We start from the raw sequence: 24,582 nt of genomic DNA on the forward strand, positions 1-24,582 counted from the left end.
ATGAGGCATCACAAAAAAATGCCTCTCGCAATGAGAAATGTCACATTGTAGGGTGATGAAATTGGCAGCCATGCCCTCCTGTCTCGGGGGTGGTGAATAAGGGATAAACGCGGCATAATGCCGACGCAAGTCGACTGGGGTGGACCACCAACAGTATTTGTACCGTAGCTAACCGCACCGTGGGTGGTTCGAATCCCCCTCCTACAGCAAAAAAAACTTGACAAGCGAATTTTTTCGTATTAGTTTTATTTGGTTTTTAGTTTGTTGATGAAGTGTAATTTGACACGCGGGTTCATTTTGAAACCTGCGTGTTTTTTTATGCAACCATCTGAAAACAAGCGAGGCCCGGAACATTCCGGGCCTCGCTTGTTTTCGGGCACATTAAAAATTACTTGTCATCCAGCACTTTTCCAATCAGCATCTGGCTTTCGTGATTTTCATGCGAGCCGCTTTGTCCCAGTTTCTGGTTCAGGTCCTTCAAAATCTTCTTTGCATCTTCCGTTCCGATTGCCGCCACACGCTGAATGGTGTAAGGCAGGATTTTGGGCAATTTTGCTTTCTCAGCCATTTGCAATGCGCGTTTCATATCCAGCGCCGCCAGCGGTTCAGCCGCATACCAGACCATCAGTGGCAGGTTATGGTCATCTTTGTCCTGGTCTTTTTGCATGAGTGCATCCACCACATCCCAGCGCTGTGCAGGATCGAGCCGCAGCATTCCCGATGCCAGGTAGAGCCTTACCATGGCTGATTGGTCAGTTTGAGCCATTTCTGTAAACTTCTTCAACGTTTCCACTGAGACCTGCTTGTCTTCGGTCAGCAGCTGGACGGACCAACTTCTGATGTATTCGTTTTCGTTTGCCAGAAGATCCATCAAATCTTTGTCTTCCAAACCTTTCGTTACATGCAATGTCCATAACGCGCGGAGCTTGCGTGTCACGTCGGGATTTTTTGCCAGGATCTCTTTCAATGCTTTGTGCACTTTTTTATTCCCGCCGCGTTCCTGTAAAATTGTGCGCGCCTGTCTCACATAATAATCGTTATTATGCAGCTGATAATTGACCAGTTCCATATCCGAGGCCTTTGTTAAATCGACTTTCACCCATTTATCATTCTCGTGCGTGATCTTGAAAATTCTTCCCATCGTTTTGTCATGAACGTCGGGATTGGGGCTGTGACATTGGTTTTTATCATACCAGTCAATGGCCCAAACAGAACCGCTTGCGTCGTACTTGAAATTCAGCCACTGCGACCACGAATCGTTCATGGCCATAAAATCCGGCCGATGCTGTGCCACATAACCTGATCCTTTCTTTTCGAAATGGTCAATGTTCATGCGCGCGCCATTGATGTTGTTCATGAAAATCTCGTTTCGGTATTCTTTTGGCCAATTGTTACCCAGGTAGATCATCGCTCCTGCATGCGCGTGCCCACCACCCGCAGCAGCCGAACGGAAATTACCCGCGTGCGGACCGCGTTCGCCGAGCCAGTGCACATGGTCGCCAATGGTTTTGATATCGTCGTAAGTGTAAGGGTTAAAGTGCTTTCCGGCCTGGCGCTGGTAGCGCGCGCCCTGGATGACGTGAAACATATGCGGGATCACACAAACGGTGATAAACGGGTGCCCGTAGTCATTGAAATCGATGCCCCAAGGGTTACTTGAACCTTCTGCATACACCTCGAACTTGTGTAATGTAGGATGATAGCGCCATACGCCGCCATTGATTTTGGCCCTGTCAGCCGCCGGTGTTCCCGGTTTTCCAACCTCAGAATTGGTGAAAACACCGTGCGTTCCATAAAGCCAGCCATCCGGTCCCCAGCGGAAACTGTTCAGCACTTCATGCGTGTCGTGCAAGCCCCAGCCGTCTAGCAATATTTGCTCAGGGCCGGCCGGTTTATCGGTTTTTGGGTCAATAGGAATAAATAACAAATTAGGTGCCGAACCCAGCCAAACGCCCCCCATCCCCACTTCTATTCCGCTAATCAGGTTCAGGTTTTCAGTAAAAACCTTTTTGCTGTCCAATGTTCCGTCGCCGTTGGTATCTTCCAAAATCAAAATCCTGTCCCTACCCTTGCCTTCCGGGGCGCGGACCGGATAAGTATGCCCTTCTACCACCCAAAGCCTGCCTTTTGCATCGATTGTAAATGCAATGGGCTTGACAACTTCCGGTTCGGACGCTGCCAATGTCACTTTAAAACCTTTTGGAGGCGTCATGGCAGCAGCTGCCTTTTCACCGGAAAGTCCTGCATTGAGTACCGGGTCCAACGGGGGAAGAATGATGATATCCTTTTGTTTCAGTTCATTGGGAAACTCCGGACGGCTTGGATAGAACAAGAATTCATCAAAATTAATGTGCGCCCATTTATCGTTGGCTATGTAGGGAATTTGTGATATACCCGTCTCATTATCAATAATTCTGATAAAGATATCCTTGTTGAGATACTTTTGTAAATCCACAACAGCAGGCTGCAATGTGGCCCGGCCTTGCCCGGTAATGTGGTAAATCACGCTGTCCGTTCCAGCCAAAACCAGCTCGACCCGTGTATCAAGCAAGGCGCCACCCGAAACTTTGAACGCGGCGAAAGGCTGCGTCACTTTAAATGGCGCAGAAGTCAATGTTCCGGTCAGTTTATAGTTAGTATTGCCGCCGCTGCTCAAAAAGTATTTTCCATCAAAGCCGATCTTCATTTCCTTTTCATGCACGGGCGAAGGGTCTTCATTAATCAATGGATTTGCGAAAGCATCACCGGTTGCAGTCCAGTCTTTCAATGTCCCTGTTTCAAAATTCAGGTTCAGGGGTTGGCCGTCTTTCGTGGGCAACTGTCCGGCAACCGTTACTTCATTAACATTCTCCTCGACAACTTCAAAACTACCCACCATACCCGCCGCGCGGTGCCCGGGCACGGAACAGAAATAAGTATCGCTTTCCTTGGCCACGAAATTGATGCTCGTGCTCGATCCTTTTTCTAGGATCACTTTGCTTTTGATGCCCATTTTTTCCAAAGCAATGTCGTGCGTCATCAGCTCGCCGTTGGTGATTTTAATGCGGACTTTGTCGCCTTTATTGGCCTTTAATGTCGGGTTACGCGCACCATCCGGGCCGAAAAAACCCAGCATTGTTGCTTCCAGCGAATAGTCCCGGTCATACTTTGCCGTGTCCGAACTGGCCGGGGCAGCTTTGGGCTTTTGCGCCAGAAGCGGGTTAAAAAATCCAGTCAAACTGACGAAAAGCAGAGGAATCAGTGATTTTCGGAATGTGGACATAAGCATTATGAAGATTGTGTTACGATTATTCAATTTAAAAGTAGGAAAAAAAGCATTTGGTATAGTAGAGTGCAGTTGAGTTCGCAGCAATCCAGATTTGTGTCTATCTAAAACTTTAAACGAGAGGGTTTCAAAAAAAGGAAGTGATGCTGATGTTATACTTATGAAAAGCGCCTTTGAGGAAGGGAGCTAAGAAATGTCAGGACTTGCTGTTTTCTTCAAGCCGCCAGGCGACAATTTTCGAAATCAATTCAAGCGGCATAGGCTTGTCCAGCGGAAAATGAACCGATCCTTTTGTACCCTTAAAACCTTGAAGATCGTTCCTAAGCGAGTCCGCCAATGCCGTAGAAACAGGATACAACGCAATATGCTTTTTCCACGCCGCGAAGTAAATCAGATACGTCCCATTCAGGTTAAAGGTCGGCATATCATAAGAAATTGTCTCTTCCGCCTCAGGCGCAGCCTCCCTAACCGTTTCCCGGATCTGCCGCAAAGCTTGCTGCACATCGGAAGGGAAGCTGGAAATATATTGGTCGATGGTTTTAGGTTTTGTAGACGACATGTGGGAAGATTCAGGGTTAGTTTTTTCAAACTGATTCGACACTCAATATTGGCACCTTTCCGTTACATTATCTACTTTTATTCGCAGCGTTATTGCAATTTCCTTCTCTGTAGTCTTCTAATTGTAGGCCGGGCAGCATTCTAAGCAACTGAACTACCTAAAAACGAAAAAAGCCCAGATTTCTCTGAGCTTTCTGCGGTCTGGACGGGACTCGAACCCGCGACCCCATGCGTGACAGGCATGTATTCTAACCAACTGAACTACCAAACCAATATTTACAAAAACTTAAACTTTTCTGGCGGTCTGGACGGGACTCGAACCGGGCTGCGTAAGTCCGCGACCCCATGCGTGACACCTAACGTAGGCCGGGCATGTATTCTAACCAACTGAACTACCAAACCAATACTTATAAAAACTTAAACTTTTCTGGCGGTCTGGACGGGACTCGAACCCGCGACCCCATGCGTGACAGGCATGTATTCTAACCAACTGAACTACCAAACCAGATTTATTTCACAGCACTTTTCTGTAAAACGTGGTGCAAAACTAGTATTATTATTTTCCATTGCAATACTTGGGACACCAATTTAGTTATTTTATTTGCAAAATAATAGTGCCAAAACAATGAAGAAACTGAAAGTGAAACAGTTGTAGCCCATATAAAAATGACGTTAATAAAAGAAGTTATCGAGGTTCTCGAGCAACTCGCTCCACCAGCCTACCAGGAAAGCTACGACAATGCAGGACTTATTGTGGGATCGGGGCCGACGGAAGTTACGGGCGTGCTGTTAACACTGGATGTTACTGAGGAAGTGATAGCTGAGGCCATAGAGCGCAATTGCAATCTCGTCGTCGCCCACCATCCGATTGTTTTCAAAGGCCTGAAGAAACTGAACGGCAGGAATTATGTGGAACGGACTGTTGTTGAAGCCATCAAAAATGATGTTGCCATTTATGCGACCCATACAAATCTTGACCATGTCACCAATGGGGTTAACTGGCAAATTGCACAGTTATTAGGCCTTCAAAGCATCCGCGTGCTTGCCCCAAAAAAGCAGATTCTTTCTAAACTCACATTTTTCTCTCCCATTGAAAACACGCAATCCATTCTTAACGCGCTCCATGAGACCGGGGCGGGAAATGTTGGCAACTATTCCAATTGCAGTTTTCGAACCGAAGGAACCGGAACATTCCTGCCTAACAGCGTAGCCAATCCGGTTATAGGTGAAACCGGGAAGCAGGAAGAAGTGAGAGAACACCGCGCGGAACTGATTTTCCCATCCCATCTGGAATCAGTCATTATCGGCACTTTGAAAAGAGCGCATCCCTACGAGGAAGTAGCTTACTATCTTCAATCGCTGGAAAATGAAAATCAAGAAGTGGGCGCCGGTGCTGTTGGTGAGTTGTCAGAGCCGTTGGAAACGGAGGCCTTTTTGCGCTTCCTAAAAGAAAAAATGCAGCTAAATGTCATCAAACATACCAAGCCTGTCAAGGAAACAGTTCAGCGGGTCGCCGTTTGCGGTGGTGCCGGAAGTTTTCTCCTGCCAAACGCAATTCGGGCCGGGGCCGATGTGTTCGTCACTGCCGATTATAAATACCACGAGTTCTTCGATGCCGAAAACAGCATTATGATATGCGATATCGGGCATTATGAGAGCGAAGAGTGCACGAAAAATTTGCTGCATAACTATTTATCGGGAAAATTCCCTAATTTTGCACTCTGTTTGTCAGAAGTCAATACCAATCCGGTACGATATTTTGTTTAAACCTTCACTTTACGCATTGAAACAAGTCCATTAAAGACATACATGGAAAACACAATCGCACAAAAATTAGACGCTCTCCTGAAATTGCAGGAAATTGATTCAAGCCTTGACGAAATACTGAAAACGCGTGGTGATCTTCCTGAGGAAGTACGGGATCTGGAAGATGAGATTATTGGCTTTGAAACACGTTTAGGCAAGTTTAGAAGTGAGATAGCCAACCTGAACACCGAGATTGACAATTTCAAAAATGCTCAGAAAGAAGGTGAAAAACTGATCAAAAAATACAAGGATCAGCAAATGAATGTTCGCAACAACCGCGAATATGATGCGATCACCAAAGAAATTGAATTGCAAGAGCTTGATATGCAATTGGCTGATAAGAAAATCAATGAAGCCAAAGCGCGTATCCGCCTGATCGAAGATGACGCAAACCGTGCCGAATCCGTTTTAAACGAAAGAAACGAAGATCTTAAAGCGAAAAAAGGCGAACTAAACGTCATTACCAGCGAAAGTGAGGCCGAAGAAAAAGGTCTTATTGGTGAAAGAGAAAAGCATATCAAGAAAATTGAGGACCGTTTGCTGAAATCTTATCAAAAGATCCGCGACAACTCAATGAATGGTCTGGCTGTCGTGCACGTATCACGTGGCGCTTGCGGAGGCTGTTTCAGCATTGTTCCCCCACAACGTCAGGCTGACATCCGTGAGCGCAAAAAACTGATTGTTTGTGAGCATTGCGGTCGTATCCTTGCAGATGTTGAAAGTGTAGAGCCTGTTCATCAGCGCAGATAACATTCCATATAAATTATTAAGAGGTTGTCTTATCAGGCAACCTTTTTTTATGTGCTTAAATATGAATTGGAAAAGTAACCGGCATCATCCCAAGGCTGGATTTCTCAGATCAGCAATGCTGGTAATGTTGCTCCTGTTTACTTTTTTAGTGCGCGCGGAAGATTTGCAATATGACGTAATTTTCACGCCAAAGCTTCAAAAAGCCTATTTCGAGATTCAAAAGCTGCGTTTGCCGTCCGCTCGTGCATTAATAGACGCTGAGCGCACTTCTGAGAAGACGAATGCATTTATTCCCTATCTCGACAACTACGCTGACCTTCACTATCTATTGATTTCGGAGGATAAAAAAGCTTACAAAGAGTTATCCCAACAAGAAAATCTGCGCCTGGAAGCCATTGGGAAGCTGCCTGATGGATCTCCTTACAAACGTTTCCTGCAAGCTGAGATACGGATGCACTGGGCATTTGCCAAACTTAAATTCGGGAATGAAATCAGCGGATCCTGGGAAATTATTAAGGCTTACAAACTCCTTGAAGAAAACAAAAAGCTTTTCCCCGACTTCTTGCCGACACTTAAATCGCTCGGCCTTTTACACGTTTTAATCGGCTCCATTCCCGAAAATTATGGCTGGGTAGCCAAGATGCTTGGTTTGAAAGGCAACATTCAGACTGGCATCAGTGAACTGCGCAAAGTGGAAAAAGAAATGCCTTTTTTCCGACAAGAGGCAGAATTAATCGATCTTTTGTTGCACGCCTACACATTGCAGCTTTCGCCGGCGCAACAATCCCGTATTCGCGAATGGCCTAAGCAGCAGCCAAATAATCTGCTTCTTCATTTTTTTGCAACAACCATTTTGATGAAAGAAGGACGCAGCGAGGAAGCGGCCTATTATCTCGCTGAGGCACCGGCAGGACCAGCATACATTTCTTTCCCATTCCTTGACTACTTAAAAGGTGAGATAAACTTGCAAAAGGGCAATTACGAACAAGCAACGGATCATTATGCTGTGTTCCTAAAAACCTACACGGGCTTTAATTACATAAAGGACAGTAACCTGAAACGCTTTATGTGCCTCTGGCTCAACGACCAGGACCGCGAGGCTAATGTGTTTATACAAAAAGTAAAAGGATCGGGCAGCACCATTATCGAAGCGGACCAGCTCGCGGAAAGAATTGCGGCAGAGTTCATTTCAGGAAAAATCAGCCCAACACAAAAAATCCTTTACAAAGCCCGATACGCTACGGACGGAGGATACCTGAAAACCGCCGCAGCATTCATGGAAACGGTTACCGAAAAATCATTCATTTCGACCGAAGAAAAAGCAGAATTCAATTACAGAAAAGGCAGGATACTTCAAAAGTCCGGTCAGCCTTCGCTTTCGATTCCTTACTATAATCGCGCGCTGACATTGGCTAAAACTGAGGCTGCGGGCTTTGGAGCGGCCTCTGCGCTGCAATTGGGCTATATTTCATTAGAAAAAAATGATAAGCCTGGTGCCGTTGTTTACTTTAAAAAAGCAATGTCGTTCAAAAAACACGAGTACAAAAACAGCATTGATAATAAAGCGCGCGCCGCATTGACAACATTGGGTCAATAAATTAGATGTGACCAAATTTAAATGTGCCGTCTAAAAGGAAAGTCATCCATTTCCTTTATGTCAAAAAATAAATACGAAAACCCTCTCAAAATTTTAAGCTGGTCCGAAGAAGACCGTCCCCGCGAAAAATTCATGAACAAAGGCAGGGCAGCATTGTCCGATGCCGAATTGATTGCCATCCTCATCGGCTCGGGAACACCGAAAATGTCCGCTGTCGATCTGGCAAAAATCATTATGCAATCTTGCAAAGACAACATCAATGAGCTCGCGAAAGTCACGGTTAATGACCTCAAAAAGCATCCCGGAATCGGTGAGGCAAAAGCGGTTACCGTCCTTGCAGCGCTTGAACTCGGCCGTCGCCGAAATGACCTTATTGGCACGCAGAAACGAAAGATCACGAATTCTAAAACAGTTTATGAGGAGATGAAGCCGTATTTGCTCGATAAGCCCCATGAGGAATTCTGGATTATTCTTTTGAATCGCGCAAACCAGGTAATGCGTTCTATACAGATCAGCGTTGGCGGCGTTTCGAGCACAGCAGTTGATATCAAGGTGATTTTCAAGCTGGCGGTCGATAATCTTGCAAGTTCTGTAATCCTGGTCCATAACCATCCGTCAGGTCAGCTGACACCCAGCTCGGCCGATTGTACACTCACGCGACAAATAAAAGAGGCAGGCCGATTGCTCGACATGCCTGTTCTGGATCACATGATCTTTACCGATAATGGCTATTATAGTTTCAAGGATGAAGGTGAAATGTAATCAGAAAACCTTCTCCGTCTCAATCACATCACCCAGCTCGGCATAAGGAATGGTAAATTGAATGGCACCGCGTGCATAGGCAGCAATTTCGTAAGGATTATAGTAAAACAGAATGCCCTCGGGTGTGAAAACATAGGCGACGGGAAGCACAAATTTATGATTGACGAGAAAGTAACCCGCTTCTTCCAGATCCGTTTCTGCACTCAATTTCTCTGTTTTGCGGAATGCTTTGTTCACCAGATTTAGTAGCGCAGTCGAATCGGAAATAAAATTTTTCATTTCTATTTCAGCTCCTGTTTTCGCATCAAATGCGTGGTAGGAGCGAAATGTATTGGGATGTGCTCCTCCCGTGAAAGCATAATGGTCGAGTTGGTAAAAAAGTGCTTTCGAGGTTGAAAAGATTGTATCGCCTTTCAGTTCCACTGCCCAGCAGCCAGGGGCGTCCGGGAAGTCCTTTTTGAAGTCGTTGTAGTTTTTTTCGAAAACCTCAAAGGCGCTTTTTACACTTTCACCGGCTTGTGGATTCGCTGCAATGCTGGCAGAATCTCCATAGGAATTAATTCTTTTAAGCGATTTCTGCGTTAATGTGGCCCGGATTGCTTCCGCGGTCTTGCTGGAATCGGATGGCTCCCACAAATTAAGTTTGATGGAAATGCCTTTGTTTTGGACCGTATCGCAGCCTCCGAACTGTGTGTTGGTTTTAGCGCCGACAAATTTTACTTTTCCACTTTCCTCATTTTCGCTTTTGCCAGAACGGTTGCAACCCGCAAGAAAAGATATGGCAAAAAGAAAAAAGCAGATTTTGTTTAAATACATAATGTAGCTGATGAAATGAAACTTGACTATAAACTCATCAGCTCCTTAAACCTGATGGCCTGACGACGTGAGATTTCAATCTTGTCGCCGCCTTGCAGCGTAACAAGCAATCCGCCGCTAAACCAGGGTTCAATTTTCTCGATCCAATGCAGATTGATAATGTGCTTGCGGTTGGCCCGGAAGTAAGTGTTCGGTTCGAGCCGTTCTTCGAGGTTGTTCAGGGATTTGAGGACCAATGGTTTCTGATCATCGAAATGCAGGCGTACGTAATTACCCATTGATTCAAAAAGACGGATCTTACCTAATTTTACAAACCAGCATTTTTCACCATCCTTCACGAAAACCTGATCATTTTCACCCAGCACTTTTTCGGCGCGTTCGTGCGCATGAGCTGGGGTTTCCGGTTGCGCCTGATTTTCTTCAATACGATGAATAGTGTCTTTTAACCGCTCTGAATCAATAGGTTTCAAAAGATAATCCAAAGCATTGAATTCAAAAGCCTTGATCGCATACTCGTCGTAAGCGGTGGTAAAAATCACTTCCGGACTTTTTCCTTCGATGGAAGAAAGCAATTCAAAACCGTTTTTTCCCGGCATTTGAATGTCCAAAAAGAGTAATTCCGGCTGTAATTCTTCAATCATCACCAATGCTTCTTCCGCATTGGCCGCTTCACCTACAATATCAATCTTGGTATAAGGTTCGAGTAATCTTTTTAATTCGTTTCTTGCAAGGCGTTCGTCGTCGACAATAAGAGTCCTCATAACAGGTCAGTTAGGAATAAAAATGAAGTTTAAAATTGATGCAAGCTGTCAGTTGCTCTTTCCCGTCTCCTCTCCTACCATCATCACACCTTCCGACAACATTGGGATCCGCACTTCGGAGCAAACTACATCTTGTTTCTCCTGAAAAATACGGAAAGTGGCTCCCTTGCCATATAAAATTGATAGCCGCTCGGCAGTGTTCTTTAATCCCACTCCACCCGAATCCGTGTTTCCCAGGTTACCCGAATTCAAAATGGTTATGATCAGCAGTTCGTTTGCAATTTCCGATTTTACATCGATAAATCCACCACCCATTTCTTTGGAAACGCCATGCTTAATGCCGTTTTCGACCAAAGTTTGCAGCATCATGGGTGGCACCTGCCAGTAAATTGCCTGAGGGTCGGTTGCTATGGAATAGCGCAAACGATCCTCATAACGAACCTTTTCGAGTTCCAGATAATCTTCGACAGTTCTCAATTCTTCTTGCAGATCGACCGTTTTTCGCCTGTCGGCAAGCAGTGAATTTCTTAAAATATTTGATAACTGGGTGATACTGAGCTGCGCTTTTTTAGGATCCTCATATACCAGCGCCCGAATGCTGTTCAACGCATTGAATGTAAAGTGCGGGTTCAATTGCGAGCGCAAAACTTTGGCTTCCGCTTCGCGCATAGACATTTTCAGCATGATCTTCTCGTAGCCGGCCAGTCTTGTCTGTTCTATATAATGGTAAACCGTGTAAGACAGGATCCAGGCGAGCAGGTTTTTGCACCAATTGGCATAATAACCCCAGAAAACGAGCGGCTGATTCAGTAAATTTTGTTCAAGCACTTTCCGGTCCATCGGCTGATTGACCAGCGTCATTATTAATCCCAACAACAAGACGGAACCGATAACCCGCAATGCAAGCCGTGGCAGCGGTAATGATGACCAGTTCCATTTTTGGATCACAAGCCTGTATACGTGTGTGAGACAAATGCCTAAAAGAATGTTGGCTAATGCTGTATAAAAGACGCCGGCTTCAAAACCAAATTCGAGCGCATAGGGAACGTACTCGAACATGATCAGCAAAGTCCAGCCGAGAATTTGTAACGTCCAATAAGTACGTTTTTTGGACATGTAGATTTTTCTGTTGTGCTGTTTGAACTTCGGCAAATGTATCCATGTGAGCTGCACTTCAGTCCATAAATACACCAAAGGAAACGAATCTACACAAACGGTTTTTACAAAGTTTGAGGTATTTCGAGAGACAATAAATGGGTAATATCATTGGAAACGTCCAGCTCAAATTTACCCGTGTCGTAAGAATAGTTGATTTTGTACAAACATAGATTACTGTGCTCATAATCATCCATTTTCACCAACGGCTGGTCGAAAAGTGTGGTGAGCAGCACCCGCATGGCGCGTCCGTGCATGGCAATAAGAATGTTCCTTTCGTGCGGGCGGGATAAAATGGTCTCTATCACCGGAATTTGGCGCTCCCTGACATGTAAAGGGCTTTCACCTTCTTCGGCGGCAAGATCAACCTGGCCACTTTTCCAGGCAGTGACAAGCTCACGGTAATAGTTATTGTCGCCAGTGTTCGGCTCACGGCCTTCGCGGTTTCCCCAGGAGATTTCGTTGAGCCCGGCGTAACTTTCGTGTGGTATGCCCAGCTTGATGAACCCACGAACAGTTTGCTGTGTTCGTTTTAAATTGGAAGTATAGATTTTATCAAAAGGGACATGTTGGTAAGCATTAAAAAAAGCAGCCGCCTGGGCTTCGCCCCATTCATTCAGCAAGGAATCAACACCACTTCCCTGAACAACTCCCCTGCGGTTAAAATCTGTTTCACCGTGGCGAATGAGGTAGATAGACTTTCTTTTCAAAATAATAGGATAATTTAAATATTAATTTTGCAAATACCTTGTTTTTACCGCTTATAGCCGTTACAAATTTATACATTTTTTAGATATGTTCACTAGATCAATAACGCTTGATGCACTTCATTCTTTTAGTCAGAATACAATCGCAAATCATCTTGGCATTGAATTCACTGAGATCGGCACCGACTATATAACTGCAAGAATGCCAGTGGACAAGCGGACGCATCAGCCATTTGGAATTTTGCATGGTGGCGCATCGGTCGTTCTGGCTGAAACTTTGGGCAGCATTGCCTCCTTTCTCTGCCTGCCGAACCCGGAGAAACAACACGCGGTAGGACTGGAAATAAATGCGAATCACCTGCGTCCCGTAAAGCAGGGTTTTGTGCATGGAACGGTGCGATCGATTCATCTTGGTCGGACAACACACATCTGGGATATCAGAATTACCAACGAGGAGAATAAACTGGTGTGCATCAGCCGGTTGACAGTCGCTATTGTGAATGCGGAGCGCTGAACTTATTTTGCAGAAAAATAACCTAACTATTTAGATTCAAGTATAAATGCTCTCAGTACAAACCGACACACGACTTTCCATATTTGAGGGATTACAGGTTGAGGAACTCTGGACAGCATCCAGACAATTGGGATTTCCGACGGCATTATGGAGGTTACCACATAAAAATGAAATTCAGCTGCTAATTTCTATCCAGGAAGGGATCAGGAAATGCCAGCCTGAGCTTGAAAAACTGTCTCCCGGATTCGTAATGAGCAATTTCCATTGGGAGACGGACGAAGAAGTCCTGTTTCTGGAAGGAGACATCATCCTGACATTCTCGGAAGCGAGCCAGATAAAGGATATCAAAAACAAGGTTGGTGAAGAACATCCGGAGATTATCAGGCTGGTAAACCTGGCCAGTCAAATTGCAAAAGAAGACCATTCTCAGGCTAATAATGATGCAATTGCAATTCCGGAATTGCCTGATCTGGATGCACGGGCTCGTTTCGAAAGAACGGTTGAGCTTGCAGTGTCCGCGATTCGCCGGAACCAATTTAAAAAAGTGGTTTTATCCAGAACCAAAGACCTTCCTTACTGCGAAAAATTTCAACCTGCCAAAGCGTTCTGCAAGCTTGCCAAAGTGTACCCGCATGCATTTGTTTCACTCGTCAACCTGCCCGACCGCAATGAAATGTGGCTTGGCGCTAGTCCGGAAGCATTGGTACGTCAGGATTCCGCTGGCACGTTCAGGACAATGTCGCTGGCAGGGACACAAAATGCGCGTAATGAAGTCGGTGAACTCATCCCGAAATTTGATATTCGCTGGGGAGAGAAAGAAATTGAGGAACAAGCATTAGTAAGCCGATACATTGTTGAATGTTTCAAGAAAATCCGCTTGCGTGAATACACCGAAACCGGCCCGAAAACCGTGTTAGCAGGCAATTTATATCATTTAAGAACCGATTTTGAAGTTGACACCAGTTCCCTGAATTTTCCGGAACTGGCTTCGGTCATGCTGAAATTGTTACATCCTACATCTGCGGTTTGTGGTGTTCCCAAATTACCTAGCCTTAAATTCCTTACCGACATTGAAGGTTATGACCGGTCATTTTACAGCGGCTTCCTGGGGCCTGCGCAGGTTGGCGGCGACACGAATCTGTTTGTAAACCTCAGGACTGTCAGATTTAAAGAAGGCAAAGCAACTTTTTTTGCAGGTGCCGGAATTACCGAAGATTCCATCCCAGAGCGTGAATGGGAAGAAACGGAGATGAAATGTGATACGCTTTTGAAAGTGATCGCTCAGGAATTCTAAAAATATATTTTCTCCAATTAAACTTTTATAGTAGAAAAAAGTCCAATAGGTTTTAGATTAATATATAATTTTGGGAAAGACCGAAAATCCGATATTAATCGCAACATCGACCCCTAAACCATAAGCCCCGGAATTATCTTTTTTATGAAGTCAAACACGAAGTCTGTATTTTCTATAATACCGAATCTGAATAAATCCCTCTCACTTGTTATCATCTCGGGCACGCTCCTCGCAACACTTTCCTGCAAAGAAAAAAAGGACACTTTTCAAGCAAAAGGCGGCGGCGGTCCTACGATCGTGGATGTCATTGTTGTAAAGTCTGAAAAAGTAAGTGATAAAGTTGAAGTCAACGGAACGATTGTTGCTAACGAGTTTGCCGAGCTTCGGCCGGAAGTTAGCGGGCTTCTTACTTATTTGAATGTTCCTGAGGGGCGGACGGTAACAAAAGGCACGGTTATAGCACGGATAAACAATGCAGATCTTCAAGCACAGCTCAGTCGCACCAAAGTACAGCTTGAACTTGCAGAAACAACGCAGCAACGGTTAAAGCAACTTGTGGCGGTTAACGGCATTAATCAGGCAGATTATGATCTGGCTGTTAACCAGGTTAATACATTGAAGGCGGATATGGTTTACACCCAGGCTTTGATCGACAAAACCATTGTGCGGGCGCCATTTACCGGGGTTATAGGGTTAAGAAAAGTAAGTGAAGGCTCTTTTGTGACTTCCACGAGCGTTATTTCAACAATGCAGCAGTTGTCCAACCTAAGAATCGACTTTACAATTCCAGAGATTTTTCAAAAATATGTTCAAAAAGGCATTAATGTAGAGGTGCTTTTAGATCAAAATAGTGGAAAAAGGCAAACTGCGCGGATTATCGCACTGGAACCGCAGGTTAATCAAAGTACAAGGAACATTACGGTGAGAGCTGTGCTGAATTCCGGTTCTACCAGCCCTGGTTCCTTTGCTAAAGTATATTTGAATGCGAGTACAAATAAAGCCAGTATCTTAATTCCTACTAACTGCATTATTCCCGAAGCGATGGGCAAAAAGGCGGTTGTTGTAAAAGGTGGTAAGGCAGTCTTTGTCGACATCCAAACCGGCGACAGACGGGAAGATGTAGTGGAAGTAACGAGTGGCTTGAATGTGGGCGATACCGTGGTTGTTTCGGGCGTGTTATTTGCCCGTCCTGATGCTCCTGTGAAAGTGAGAAGCGTAAAAAGCTTGAATGTTGCGAAGTAAGTACGGCGGTACAATGACCATTCCCTTGAAACCTAACCTATGAACATTTCTGAATTATCATTAAAACGGCCCGTATTAGCCGTAGTTATGAACCTGCTCATCATTCTTTTTGGGGTGGTAGGTTATAATTTCCTTTCGCTTCGCGACTATCCCGCCATTGACCCGCCGGTTGTAAACGTCCGGACAAGCTATACCGGCGCGAATGCCGATATCATCGAAAGCCAGATCACTGAGCCGCTCGAAAAAAGTATTAATGGTATTCCCGGTATTAAAAGTATCAGCTCTTCCAGCCAGATCGGAGCCAGTAACATAACCGTTGAGTTTAACCTCGAAGCTGACCTCGAAGGCGCAGCCAATGATGTGCGTGACAAGGTGAGTCAGGCGCAACGCAACCTTCCGCAGGATGTGGATGCACCTCCAGTGGTAAGCAAAGCCGACGCGAACAGTGATTTCATCTTACTTCTGGCTGTGCAAAGTCCTTCCAAAGGTTTGTTGGAATTGAGTGAATATGCAGAGAATGTATTGCAGCAAAGCCTCCAAACCATTGACGGTGTTAGTGCCATTAACATTTTCGGGCAAAAGCGATATGCCATGCGCATCTGGCTTGACCCCGATAAAATGAGCGCTTATGGCATTTCCTATAATGATATTTCAAACACACTAAGCGCTGAAAACGTTGAACTGCCTGCCGGAAAAATATATGGTGATAACACCGAGTTGACCATCAGGACAATGGGCCGGCTAACGAGCGAAAAGGAATTTAGCGATCTGGTAATTAAAAATGACACCGCAGGAATCGTTCGCCTTGCTAATGTGGCCAAAGTAGAATTAGGTCCTGAGAATGAAGAGCAAAGCTGGAAATATAATGGCATGTATGCGGTTGGACTTGCGGTCATTCCGCAACCCGGCGCCAATTATGTTGAGATTTCGGATGAGTTTAATAAAAGACTTGCTGAGATTCAGAAATCCAACAAATCAGACATTACATTCAGTGTTCTGCTTGATAACACACGGCTTGTTCGCCAATCCATTCTGGAAGTTGAAGAAACGCTGCTCATCGCGTTTTCGCTGGTCGTGATTGTAATCCTGTTCTTTTTCAGAAGTTTCGTTGTTGCCATCCGCCCTTTGATTGATATTCCGATTTCGCTGGTTGCGACGTTCTTTATCATGTATCTGTTTGGGTTTTCTATTAATATATTAACCCTTCTCGGCATCGTTCTGGCCACCGGACTTGTGGTAGATGATGGTATTGTGGTCACGGAAAATATATTTCGAAAGCTCGAAAGCGGGCTGCCGATCCGGCAGGCTGCATTGGAAGGAAGCCGTGAGATCTTCTTCGCTGTAATTTCTACCTCGCTTACGCTTGCCGTGGTTTTTCTTCCGGTAATTTTCCTCGAAGGTTTTGTCGGCAGTTTGTTCAGGGAATTCGGGATCGTCGTAGCGTCTGCGGTTTTGATCTCAGCATTTGTTTCACTGACCATTACGCCGGTGCTTAACGTATTCCTGAACCGCAAGGGCGCTGGCCATGGTTGGTTTTATAACAAAACAGAGCCATTCTTTACAGGGATGGAAGATGGCTATAACAGGTCACTGCGTGGTTTTATGAAAGCCCGCTGGGTTGCCTGGGTGCTGGTGGCTGCCTGTGGCGTGCTTATTTATTTTACCTACACCAATCTCCAGAGTGAGCTTGCGCCTATGGAAGACCGGAATAGTATCCGTTTCAACCTTTCCGCGCCAGAAGGAACGAGCTTCAACCAAATGCAGCAGATATCCGATCAGCTGTCCAATTTCCTCAATGATTCAATTCCTGAAAAAGCGTTTACATTCTCTGCAACACCGGGCTTTGGCGGTGGTGGAATGAACAGTGGCACAGCCCGTATCGGCCTGGTTCCGGCGGGTGACAGAGCCAAAAGTCAGAATGATCTTGCGCAGGAAATCAATAAGAAACTAGCGCGTTTCAATGACGCTCGAATTTTTGCAACACAAGAACAGACCATCGCCGTTGGCCAGGGTTCCAGAGGTGGCTTACCCGTCCAGTTCGTTTTGCAAAACCTCGATTTCAATAAGATTTTCGACGTTCTCCCGAAATTCCTGGAAGAAGCACGCCAGGATCCGACATTCCAGAATGTAGACGTAAACCTTAAATTCAATAAACCGGAGATCCGGCTTACTATCGACCGTTTGAAGGCCAGGGATCTGGGATTATCGACGACTGATGTGGCCGGTGCCATTCAATCTGCTTTTAGCGGACGCAGGCTTGCTTATTTCATCATGAATGGTCAGCAATATCAGGTGATAGGGCAAGTGGAACGGACGGAGCGGAACAAACCTGGTGATATTTCCAAACTATATGTGCGGAACAACCGGGGTGAGAACATTCCATTGACAGCCGTTGTAAAAATGAAGGAAGAAAGCGGCCCGCCAACGATTTATCACTATAATCGTTACAAAAGTGCCACCGTATCCGCCTCATTGGTGGAAGGAAAAACCATTGGCGATGGTGTTGAGGCCATGCGTAGAATAGCTGCAAAATTGCTTGACGAATCATTCCAGACATCATTAACAGGCTCATCGCGCGACTTTGAAGAAAGCTCTTCCAACACCAGCTTTGCATTTGGACTGGCATTACTCCTTGTATATCTGGTTCTCGCAGGACAATTTGAGAGCTTCACGGATCCCTTTATCATTATGATCACTGTGCCGCTCGCATTAGCGGGAGCTTTGCTAAGTCTTTATCTTTTTGGATTGACCATCAATATTTTCTCGCAGATCGGGATGATTATGCTCATTGGCCTCGTGACGAAAAACGGGATCCTGATCGTAGAGTTTGCGAATCAGAAACGAGAACAGGGCATGGGACGAACGGCTGCTGCGGTAGAATCGGCCACGCAGCGTTTACGACCCATTCTGATGACAAGCCTTGCAACCGCTTTTGGTGCATTGCCTATCGCATTGAGTTTGGGAGCCGCCGCTACCAGCCGGGTTCCGCTGGGTGTTGTCATCGTGGGCGGTCTGATGTTCTCGCTGATCCTTACATTGTTTGTAATCCCGGCTGTGTACACCTTTATCTCACCGAAAAACCATAAAATGACTGAGGAACAGAAAATGGCGGAAGAACTCACAGTTCAACATCAATAACCGTTTTTCTGAAATATTTATAAATCAACTCTTGTTTTTGCATGAACCCGCTCCTGATTTTGAAATGTAAGAAGAACCTTTTATTAATGCTTTTGCTGGTTAGTAGCAGCGCATTTTCAATGCAGGTGGACAGCCTGACTATCACATTGGAGGATGCCATTGCGACAGCTTTAAAAAATAATTACGAAATAGAAATTGCCAAAAACAATGTTGAAGCCAATACATTGCTCAACAATTATGGCGTTGCCGGAGGCTTGCCCCTGGTCACTGCTGCGGCCACAAACACAGAGCAAATCACGCAAATTAACCAAAAGCTTAACGACGGAACGGAAATCAATCGGAATGCGGCAGCAGGTAACAACACCCAGGCAAGTTTGAATGCAAGCATTTTGTTATACAATGGCAAAAGAGTTGTTTCAACCAAGAAAAGGCTGGCAGAACTTCAAAATCAAAGCGCCGAGCTGCTAAACTCTCAAATTCAAAACACTATTGCCCTGGTAATGACGAGTTATTATGATGTGGTTCGCCAGTTGAGCTACTTAAATACGGTCAGGACTTCGATCCAGGCTTCCGAAAAAAGGCTGGAAATTTTGAAGGTAAGAAAAGAAGCCGGTATGGCTAATAATGCAGATCTGTTTCAGGCACAAATCGATTTGAATACACTAAATCAAACCCTGCTGGATCAACAAATGGTTGCTCAGGTGGCTAAAACAGAGCTTTTGCGCATTCTTACCCTGGATCCAAAAGTTGCAGTTACCATTAAGGACACGATTCTGGTTGATAATAATATGAAATTGGAAACGGTTCTGGACCGCATCGTTGTGAATGCGGATGTAAAAGCAGCAGATCACCAGATTCGAATCAATGAGCTGATCGTGAGAGAGACGGCCGCGGCAAGATATCCGACAGTACGTTTTAATACAGCTTATAATTATTCCCGAAATCAAAATGCTGCCGGTTTTACATTGCTAAACCGGGCAGTTGGCCCCAATGCCGGCATTTCGCTTGCTGTTCCGATTTACAACGGCTCCGCATTCAAAAGGCAGCAACAGGTTGCAGAAATCAATACGGAAAGTGCAAAGTTTCAGCGGAGCACAATTGTTCGCGATTACAATGCCGGGGCTGTGAAAATGTTTCAAACCTATTTGAGTTCGTTACAACAGCTTGAAACACAGAAATTAAACTATAACCTGAGCAAGCAATTGCTGGACCTCACATTACAACGATTCGAACTTATTCAGGCAACGATCATTGACGTCCGGGAAGCGCAGCGCAGTTTTGAGGACGCCGGATATCGGATGATTAATCTCAACTATGCAGCCAAAGCAGCTGAAATCGAGCTCAAAAGACTTAGTAACACGCTGCAATAAGCAAATACACTTCCATTTGCAAAAGGCTGGCTATCACATAGCTAGCCTTTTCTTTTGCCCTTCGAGAACCGTTGATGGCATAGCTTTTTCTCAATTTCCATTGTTAACATTAAAATCACATTAAACCTTTATAGGTTTTCCCCATCTAACAAACTTATTTCCTTCAACTTAACATTATGAAAAATTTACGGCTGCCTTTTTTGCTTTTGCTGTTGATTACGATTCAAGCGTATGGGCAGGAAGAGCCAGCGGAAACATTCTTTGTTAAGGGCAAATTGGAGGATGGAGATAAAAATCCCGTTCTGTTCGCCAATGTTGCACTCTATTCTACCAAGGATTCAACCCTTACCGGCGGTATCGCTTCTGATGATAAAGGCGTTTTTGCGTTTCCAGCCGCACCGGGAAATTATTTTCTCAAAATCACGTATCTCACTTTGGATGAGAAGATTGTCCCCAATGTGACCGTTGCAGCGCAAGATGTTGACCTGGGAACAATTTCACTTAAATCCAATTCGAAAGTTTTAGAAGAAGTGCTCGTTCGGGGTGAAAAAAGTCAGATGGAATTACAGCTCGATAAACGCGTCTTTAATGTTGGAAAAGACCTGAGCAACATTGGAAGCAACGCTTCCGACATCTTGAACAATATGCCTTCGGTAACCGTGGATGTCGAGGGAAATGTAGCATTACGTGGAAGCCAGAATGTGCGGATACTGATCGATGGAAAACAATCGGGAATGGTAGGGCTTAATCCGGCGGAAGCATTGCGGCAGATTCCCGGCGACCTGATCGAGAGCATTGAGATCATTACAAATCCTTCCTCACGCTACGATGCAGAGGGCGAAGTGGGGATTTTGAACATTGTAATGAAGAAAAACATTCGATATGGCCTGAATGGGTCTTTCACAGCAACAGGAGGTTATCCCGCAAACTTTGGTGGTTCATTTAATCTCAATTACCGCAGAAAAAAGGTTAATCTAATCGCAAACTACGGCTTAATGTATCGTGAAGGACCTGGACGCGGCAATTCGCGGCAAGAATATAACAGCGCAGACACAAGCTTTGTATACGAGCAAAAAACAGCAAGAACACGGTCCGGAACCTCAAACAATTTCATGGTCGGGCTGGACTATTTTCTAAATAACTTCAACACAGTTACAGCGACTGTTTCTTATCGTAAGTCTATGAATAAGAACAAGTCACAGCTGGATTACATGGATTATGATTTCAATAATGTATTAACGGAAACGGTTACAAGAACGGAAAGAGAAACTGAACCCAGAACCAACATTGAAGCCGCGCTGAATTATGAAAAGAAGTTTGACAAAAAAGGACAAAGCCTGACATTCAATTCCAAATACATTATCAGCGACGAAACGGAATCTTCGCGCTATCGGGAGTTTTCGAATTTAGACCCGGCTGGGATCATGCAGCGCGCATTCAACACCGAAGATGAAAGGACTTTCCTGGCGCAACTTGATTACATTCAACCTGTTGGAAAAGATGGAAAAATAGAAGCGGGCCTTAAAACCTCTATCAGATTGCTGGATAACGATTTTTCGGTTCATCAGCAGGACGAGCAGATGGATTGGCGGATCTTGGAACAATATGATAACCGGTTTGCATACGACGAAAAAATTCATGCGGGTTATGTAATGGCCAGCAATCAATTTGGAAAAGTTTTCCTGCAGGCTGGATTACGCGGCGAATATTCGGACATTACCACCGAACTTAAAAAGACAAATGAGCGCAATCACCGGGGTTATTTCAATTTATTCCCCAGCGTGCACATGTCTTACAAGCTAAAAGACATGCAAACAGTACAGCTGAGTTACAGTTACCGCCTCAGCCGCCCTGATTTCAGGGATCTTCTGCCCTTTTCCAATTTCAGCGATTCCAGAGTTTTCAGAGCTGGTAATCCCTTGCTGAATCCCGAATTCACACATTCTTTTGAAGCTGGCCACTTGCTGAATATGCCAAAAGGATCATTGCTTTCCAGCATTTATTACCGTCATAGATTGGGTGTTGTTGAGAACATAACTTCCGTGGACTCAACCGGATTCACTACGGTCACACCTGTAAACCTTTCAACCGGAGATTCTTATGGTTTTGAATTTAACCTTACTTATGACCCCGCGCCCTGGTGGAAACTGACTGGTAATGCGAACATTTTCCGCGCGATCAATGAGGGCTTTTACAATGATAAGGTTTTGAAAAGTGACACTTATTCGTGGACAAGCCGCTTTTCCTCGCGGCTTACGCTTTTCAAATCCGTTGATTTTCAGTCGTCATTCAATTATCGTGCGCCCAGGAAAACCACGCAAGGAAGAGATCGGGCCATTTATTTTATAGATCTTGGATTTTCAAAAGATATTTTAAAGGGCAAAGCGACCGTCACGGCAAGCGTTCGTGATTTGCTCAATTCTCAAAAAAGACGCAGCATCGTTGAAAATTCGGGCTATTACTCCCGCTCCGAATTTCAATGGAGAGCGAGACAGTTTTTGGTAACATTCGCTTACCGGCTCAACCGCTCCAAAGAAAAAGAAAGGATGGATAACAAAGGCGGCGACAATGAGGAAGACTGATTCTACGGCCGAAAGCGTTACATTTGCGCAAACTTTGTACCATAGCGAATGCTTTTTATAGGAAAATACAATCACCTCACCATTGAGCGCCTCACCAGCGTAGGCATGTTTCTGAGCGACGTGGAAGGCGAGGAAGTGCTGCTGCCGAATCAGTATCTCACAGATGAAATGCAGGTCGGCGATAATATTAAAGTGTTCGTTTATCTGGATTCCGAGGATCGGCCGGTAGCAACGACCGAGACGCCGAAAATTATCCGCAATGAGTTCGCATTACTCGAAGTGACGGATGTTACCGAGCACGGTGCTTTCATGGATTGGGGGTTAATCAAAGATCTTTTCGTGCCTTTCAGGGAACAAAGCACACCGATGCAGCTTGGGGAGTGGCATGTTGTTTTCCTTTATCTGGATCAAAAATCATCCCGCTTGATCGCTTCTACCAAAATCGATCGTTTTCTGGAAAATGAAAGGCTGACCGTTGCCGAAGGCGACGAGGTGGATTTGCTGATCTTTTCAAAATCAGATCTGGGCTATAATGCCATTGTAAATCAATATCACAAAGGACTGATATATGGCAATGAGGTTTTCCGTGAGATAAAAATCGGCGATTCTCTAAAAGGTTATGTCAAAAAAATCAGGGAAGAAAATAAGCTCGATCTGAGCCTGCAAAAGACAGGTTATGAAATCGTTGAACCGACTGCACAGTTTATTTTGGATGAATTGAAAAAGGCGAACGGCTTTCTAAATCTGTCTGATAGCAGTTCTCCGGAGGATATTTACAAGAAATTACAAATCAGTAAGAAAGTCTTCAAAAAGGCGATTGGCGGGCTTTATAAACAAGGCCTGATTAAAATCGGCGATGACGGAATCAGTTTAGTAAGTGAAGATTAAAACAAAATGCCGGCTAACAACCGGCATTTTTGTTAGCTATTTCTTTCCGTATTTTACTTTGTACTTTTCGTAAAGCCGTTTTTGTTTATCATCCAAATTCACTTTTCCGCCTTTAATAAAGGCCATTTGGATCACATTGCCGCGCATATCCAGCATATCGCCAGCTGTAACCAGAAACGAAGCGTGTTTTCCTTTTTCTAATGTTCCTACCAGTTTGTCCGCGCCGATAATTTCCGCTGCATTCTTAGTAACAAACTGCAAAGCTTCTTCCGGCGTCACATTGCCAAAACCCGATGAAGTTCCCGCCAGAAACGCAAGGTTACGCGTCCGCCACCATTCATCCGCGTAAGTGATGGCCACCTTAACACCCGCTTTATGCAGTATTCCGGGCAATTCGTAAGGCAGATAAACATTCTCGTCTACACGTCCGGGCAAGCGGTGCGTTGGGTTCAGAATCACAGGAATGTTGTTTTCTTTCAGGAATGAAGTCACTTTGTAAGACTCGTCCCCGCCTACGATCACGACTTTCTTCACGCCATTTTCCTTGGCAAAATTAACTGCTTCAATGATGTCCTTTCCATACTCCGCACGAATGTACAAGTTTGCAGAACCATCAAAAAGTGGTTTCATGGCAGCAAGGCGCAGGTTTACAGGATTGGGTGATTGCGTTTCTGCATAAGCTTTCGCATCCGAGAATGTGGAACGAAACACATTGATCACCTCCTGGCGCTTATCATTCCTTTTGACAGAAACAGTGAAATCTTCGTAATTGAAAGTGCTGGCCAGAAAAGGCGGCCAGCTTAGCCAGATCCCGTCATCCTTGGCCAAAACAGCATCTTCCCAATTCCATCCATCCGAATAAAAAACGGACGAAGAACCTGAAATAATGCCGCCCTGCGGCACGGCCTGAGATAGCAAAATACCATTGCCCCGCAACGTTGGGATCACTTCGGAATCCGTGTTATAAGCCACCAGCGCCCTTACGTGCGGATTAATCTCGCCTACTTCATTGTAATCCAATGTTGCCCTCACCGAGGCAATTTCCTGCAAACCAACCGTTGTGTTCAGCGAAATGATTCCGGGATAAATGTGTTTGCCTTTCGCTTCAATGACTTCCGCACCATTTGCACTAGTAACTGAACCTGAGGCTCCTACCTGGGTAATAATGCCTTTATCAAATGCAATAACACCGTTTTCAATCACTTGCCCGTTTCCGACGTGAATGGTTGCGCCAGTGACGAGGATTGATTTGGACTGCGCGACTGCGGGTGCCGGATTTTGTGCGCGGCTTGCAGGAATGAGCATAAACCAGCTCAGCACCAGACTGGTTAGCGGGATAATGAATTTATATTTTATCATAACAATGAATTGAAATCT

The 24,582-nt window shown here is 45.0% G+C and carries 18 protein-coding genes and 3 tRNA genes; 11 read left to right on the top strand and 10 right to left on the bottom strand.

What is annotated here, in order from left to right; genetic code table 11:
• Window positions 1-388 precede the first annotated feature (388 nt).
• The 5 genes from NFI81_RS12695 to NFI81_RS12715 form a co-directional block, all read right to left on the bottom strand.
• A complete protein-coding gene (locus NFI81_RS12695) occupies window positions 389-3,262 on the bottom strand; it encodes a PVC-type heme-binding CxxCH protein (protein ID WP_234612071.1) in 2,874 nt (957 codons plus the stop codon).
• 199 nt (window positions 3,263-3,461) lie between these two features.
• Entirely contained in the window at window positions 3,462-3,824 is a 363-nt protein-coding gene (locus NFI81_RS12700; protein ID WP_234612070.1) for an iron chaperone, read from the bottom strand.
• A 196-nt stretch (window positions 3,825-4,020) separates the two neighbouring features.
• Window positions 4,021-4,094, bottom strand: a tRNA-Asp gene (locus NFI81_RS12705).
• Window positions 4,095-4,120: 26 nt separating this feature from the next.
• Window positions 4,121-4,225 (bottom strand) — tRNA-OTHER (locus tag NFI81_RS12710).
• 26 nt (window positions 4,226-4,251) lie between these two features.
• Window positions 4,252-4,328 (bottom strand) — tRNA-Asp (locus NFI81_RS12715).
• A 161-nt stretch (window positions 4,329-4,489) separates the two neighbouring features.
• Between NFI81_RS12715 and NFI81_RS12720 the strand changes: the two genes are divergently transcribed.
• From NFI81_RS12720 to radC, 4 genes are all read left to right on the top strand, one after another.
• The gene (locus NFI81_RS12720; RefSeq protein WP_234612069.1) at window positions 4,490-5,590 is read left to right on the top strand and encodes a Nif3-like dinuclear metal center hexameric protein; all 1,101 of its coding nucleotides are present in this window, start codon (window positions 4,490-4,492) and stop codon (window positions 5,588-5,590) included.
• Between the two features lie 42 nt (window positions 5,591-5,632).
• On the top strand, window positions 5,633-6,379 hold the full coding sequence (locus NFI81_RS12725; protein ID WP_234612068.1) for a zinc ribbon domain-containing protein: 747 nt from the start codon (window positions 5,633-5,635) through the stop codon (window positions 6,377-6,379).
• Between the two features lie 61 nt (window positions 6,380-6,440).
• Window positions 6,441-7,976 carry a hypothetical protein gene (locus NFI81_RS12730; protein ID WP_234612067.1) on the top strand — a complete coding sequence of 512 codons (1,536 nt, stop codon included), beginning with the start codon at window positions 6,441-6,443 and terminating at the stop codon, window positions 7,974-7,976.
• Window positions 7,977-8,033: 57 nt separating this feature from the next.
• Window positions 8,034-8,738: a RadC family protein gene (gene radC / locus NFI81_RS12735; protein WP_234612066.1), complete on the top strand. Its 705-nt coding sequence runs from the start codon at window positions 8,034-8,036 to the stop codon at window positions 8,736-8,738.
• On the opposite strand, the gene NFI81_RS12740 is transcribed toward radC, so the two are convergent.
• The 4 genes from NFI81_RS12740 to NFI81_RS12755 form a co-directional block, all read right to left on the bottom strand.
• On the bottom strand, window positions 8,739-9,554 hold the full coding sequence (locus NFI81_RS12740; protein ID WP_234612065.1) for a PdaC/RsiV family protein: 816 nt from the start codon (window positions 9,552-9,554) through the stop codon (window positions 8,739-8,741).
• A gap of 26 nt (window positions 9,555-9,580) precedes the next feature.
• The gene (locus NFI81_RS12745) at window positions 9,581-10,315 is read right to left on the bottom strand and encodes a LytR/AlgR family response regulator transcription factor (RefSeq protein WP_233851722.1); all 735 of its coding nucleotides are present in this window, start codon (window positions 10,313-10,315) and stop codon (window positions 9,581-9,583) included.
• A 48-nt stretch (window positions 10,316-10,363) separates the two neighbouring features.
• Window positions 10,364-11,431, bottom strand: coding sequence for a sensor histidine kinase (locus tag NFI81_RS12750; RefSeq protein WP_234612064.1), 1,068 nt, complete (start codon window positions 11,429-11,431; stop codon window positions 10,364-10,366).
• 104 nt (window positions 11,432-11,535) lie between these two features.
• The gene (locus tag NFI81_RS12755) at window positions 11,536-12,180 is read right to left on the bottom strand and encodes a histidine phosphatase family protein (RefSeq protein ID WP_234612063.1); all 645 of its coding nucleotides are present in this window, start codon (window positions 12,178-12,180) and stop codon (window positions 11,536-11,538) included.
• Between the two features lie 85 nt (window positions 12,181-12,265).
• On the opposite strand from NFI81_RS12755, the gene NFI81_RS12760 reads away from it, so the two are divergent.
• The 7 genes from NFI81_RS12760 to NFI81_RS12790 all read left to right on the top strand — a co-directional run bounded on the left by NFI81_RS12760 (window position 12,266) and on the right by NFI81_RS12790 (window position 23,205).
• On the top strand, window positions 12,266-12,691 hold the full coding sequence (locus tag NFI81_RS12760; protein WP_234612062.1) for a hotdog fold thioesterase: 426 nt from the start codon (window positions 12,266-12,268) through the stop codon (window positions 12,689-12,691).
• A gap of 46 nt (window positions 12,692-12,737) precedes the next feature.
• Window positions 12,738-13,985: a chorismate-binding protein gene (locus NFI81_RS12765; RefSeq protein ID WP_234612061.1), complete on the top strand. Its 1,248-nt coding sequence runs from the start codon at window positions 12,738-12,740 to the stop codon at window positions 13,983-13,985.
• Window positions 13,986-14,129: 144 nt separating this feature from the next.
• Window positions 14,130-15,227 carry an efflux RND transporter periplasmic adaptor subunit gene (locus NFI81_RS12770; RefSeq protein WP_234612060.1) on the top strand — a complete coding sequence of 366 codons (1,098 nt, stop codon included), beginning with the start codon at window positions 14,130-14,132 and terminating at the stop codon, window positions 15,225-15,227.
• 39 nt (window positions 15,228-15,266) lie between these two features.
• Window positions 15,267-18,365 carry an efflux RND transporter permease subunit gene (locus NFI81_RS12775; protein WP_234612059.1) on the top strand — a complete coding sequence of 1,033 codons (3,099 nt, stop codon included), beginning with the start codon at window positions 15,267-15,269 and terminating at the stop codon, window positions 18,363-18,365.
• A gap of 41 nt (window positions 18,366-18,406) precedes the next feature.
• On the top strand, window positions 18,407-19,735 hold the full coding sequence (locus NFI81_RS12780; protein ID WP_234612058.1) for a TolC family protein: 1,329 nt from the start codon (window positions 18,407-18,409) through the stop codon (window positions 19,733-19,735).
• Between the two features lie 176 nt (window positions 19,736-19,911).
• The gene (locus NFI81_RS12785) at window positions 19,912-22,317 is read left to right on the top strand and encodes a TonB-dependent receptor domain-containing protein (RefSeq protein WP_234612057.1); all 2,406 of its coding nucleotides are present in this window, start codon (window positions 19,912-19,914) and stop codon (window positions 22,315-22,317) included.
• Between the two features lie 48 nt (window positions 22,318-22,365).
• Window positions 22,366-23,205, top strand: coding sequence for a CvfB family protein (locus NFI81_RS12790; RefSeq protein WP_234612056.1), 840 nt, complete (start codon window positions 22,366-22,368; stop codon window positions 23,203-23,205).
• Between the two features lie 36 nt (window positions 23,206-23,241).
• Here NFI81_RS12790 and NFI81_RS12795 read toward each other — a convergent pair whose 3' ends face one another.
• Window positions 23,242-24,564: an amidohydrolase family protein gene (locus tag NFI81_RS12795; protein ID WP_374759449.1), complete on the bottom strand. Its 1,323-nt coding sequence runs from the start codon at window positions 24,562-24,564 to the stop codon at window positions 23,242-23,244.
• Window positions 24,565-24,582: the final 18 nt, after the last annotated feature.

The organism is Dyadobacter fanqingshengii, from assembly GCF_023822005.2.
In the GTDB taxonomy this organism is placed as follows: domain Bacteria; phylum Bacteroidota; class Bacteroidia; order Cytophagales; family Spirosomataceae; genus Dyadobacter; species Dyadobacter fanqingshengii.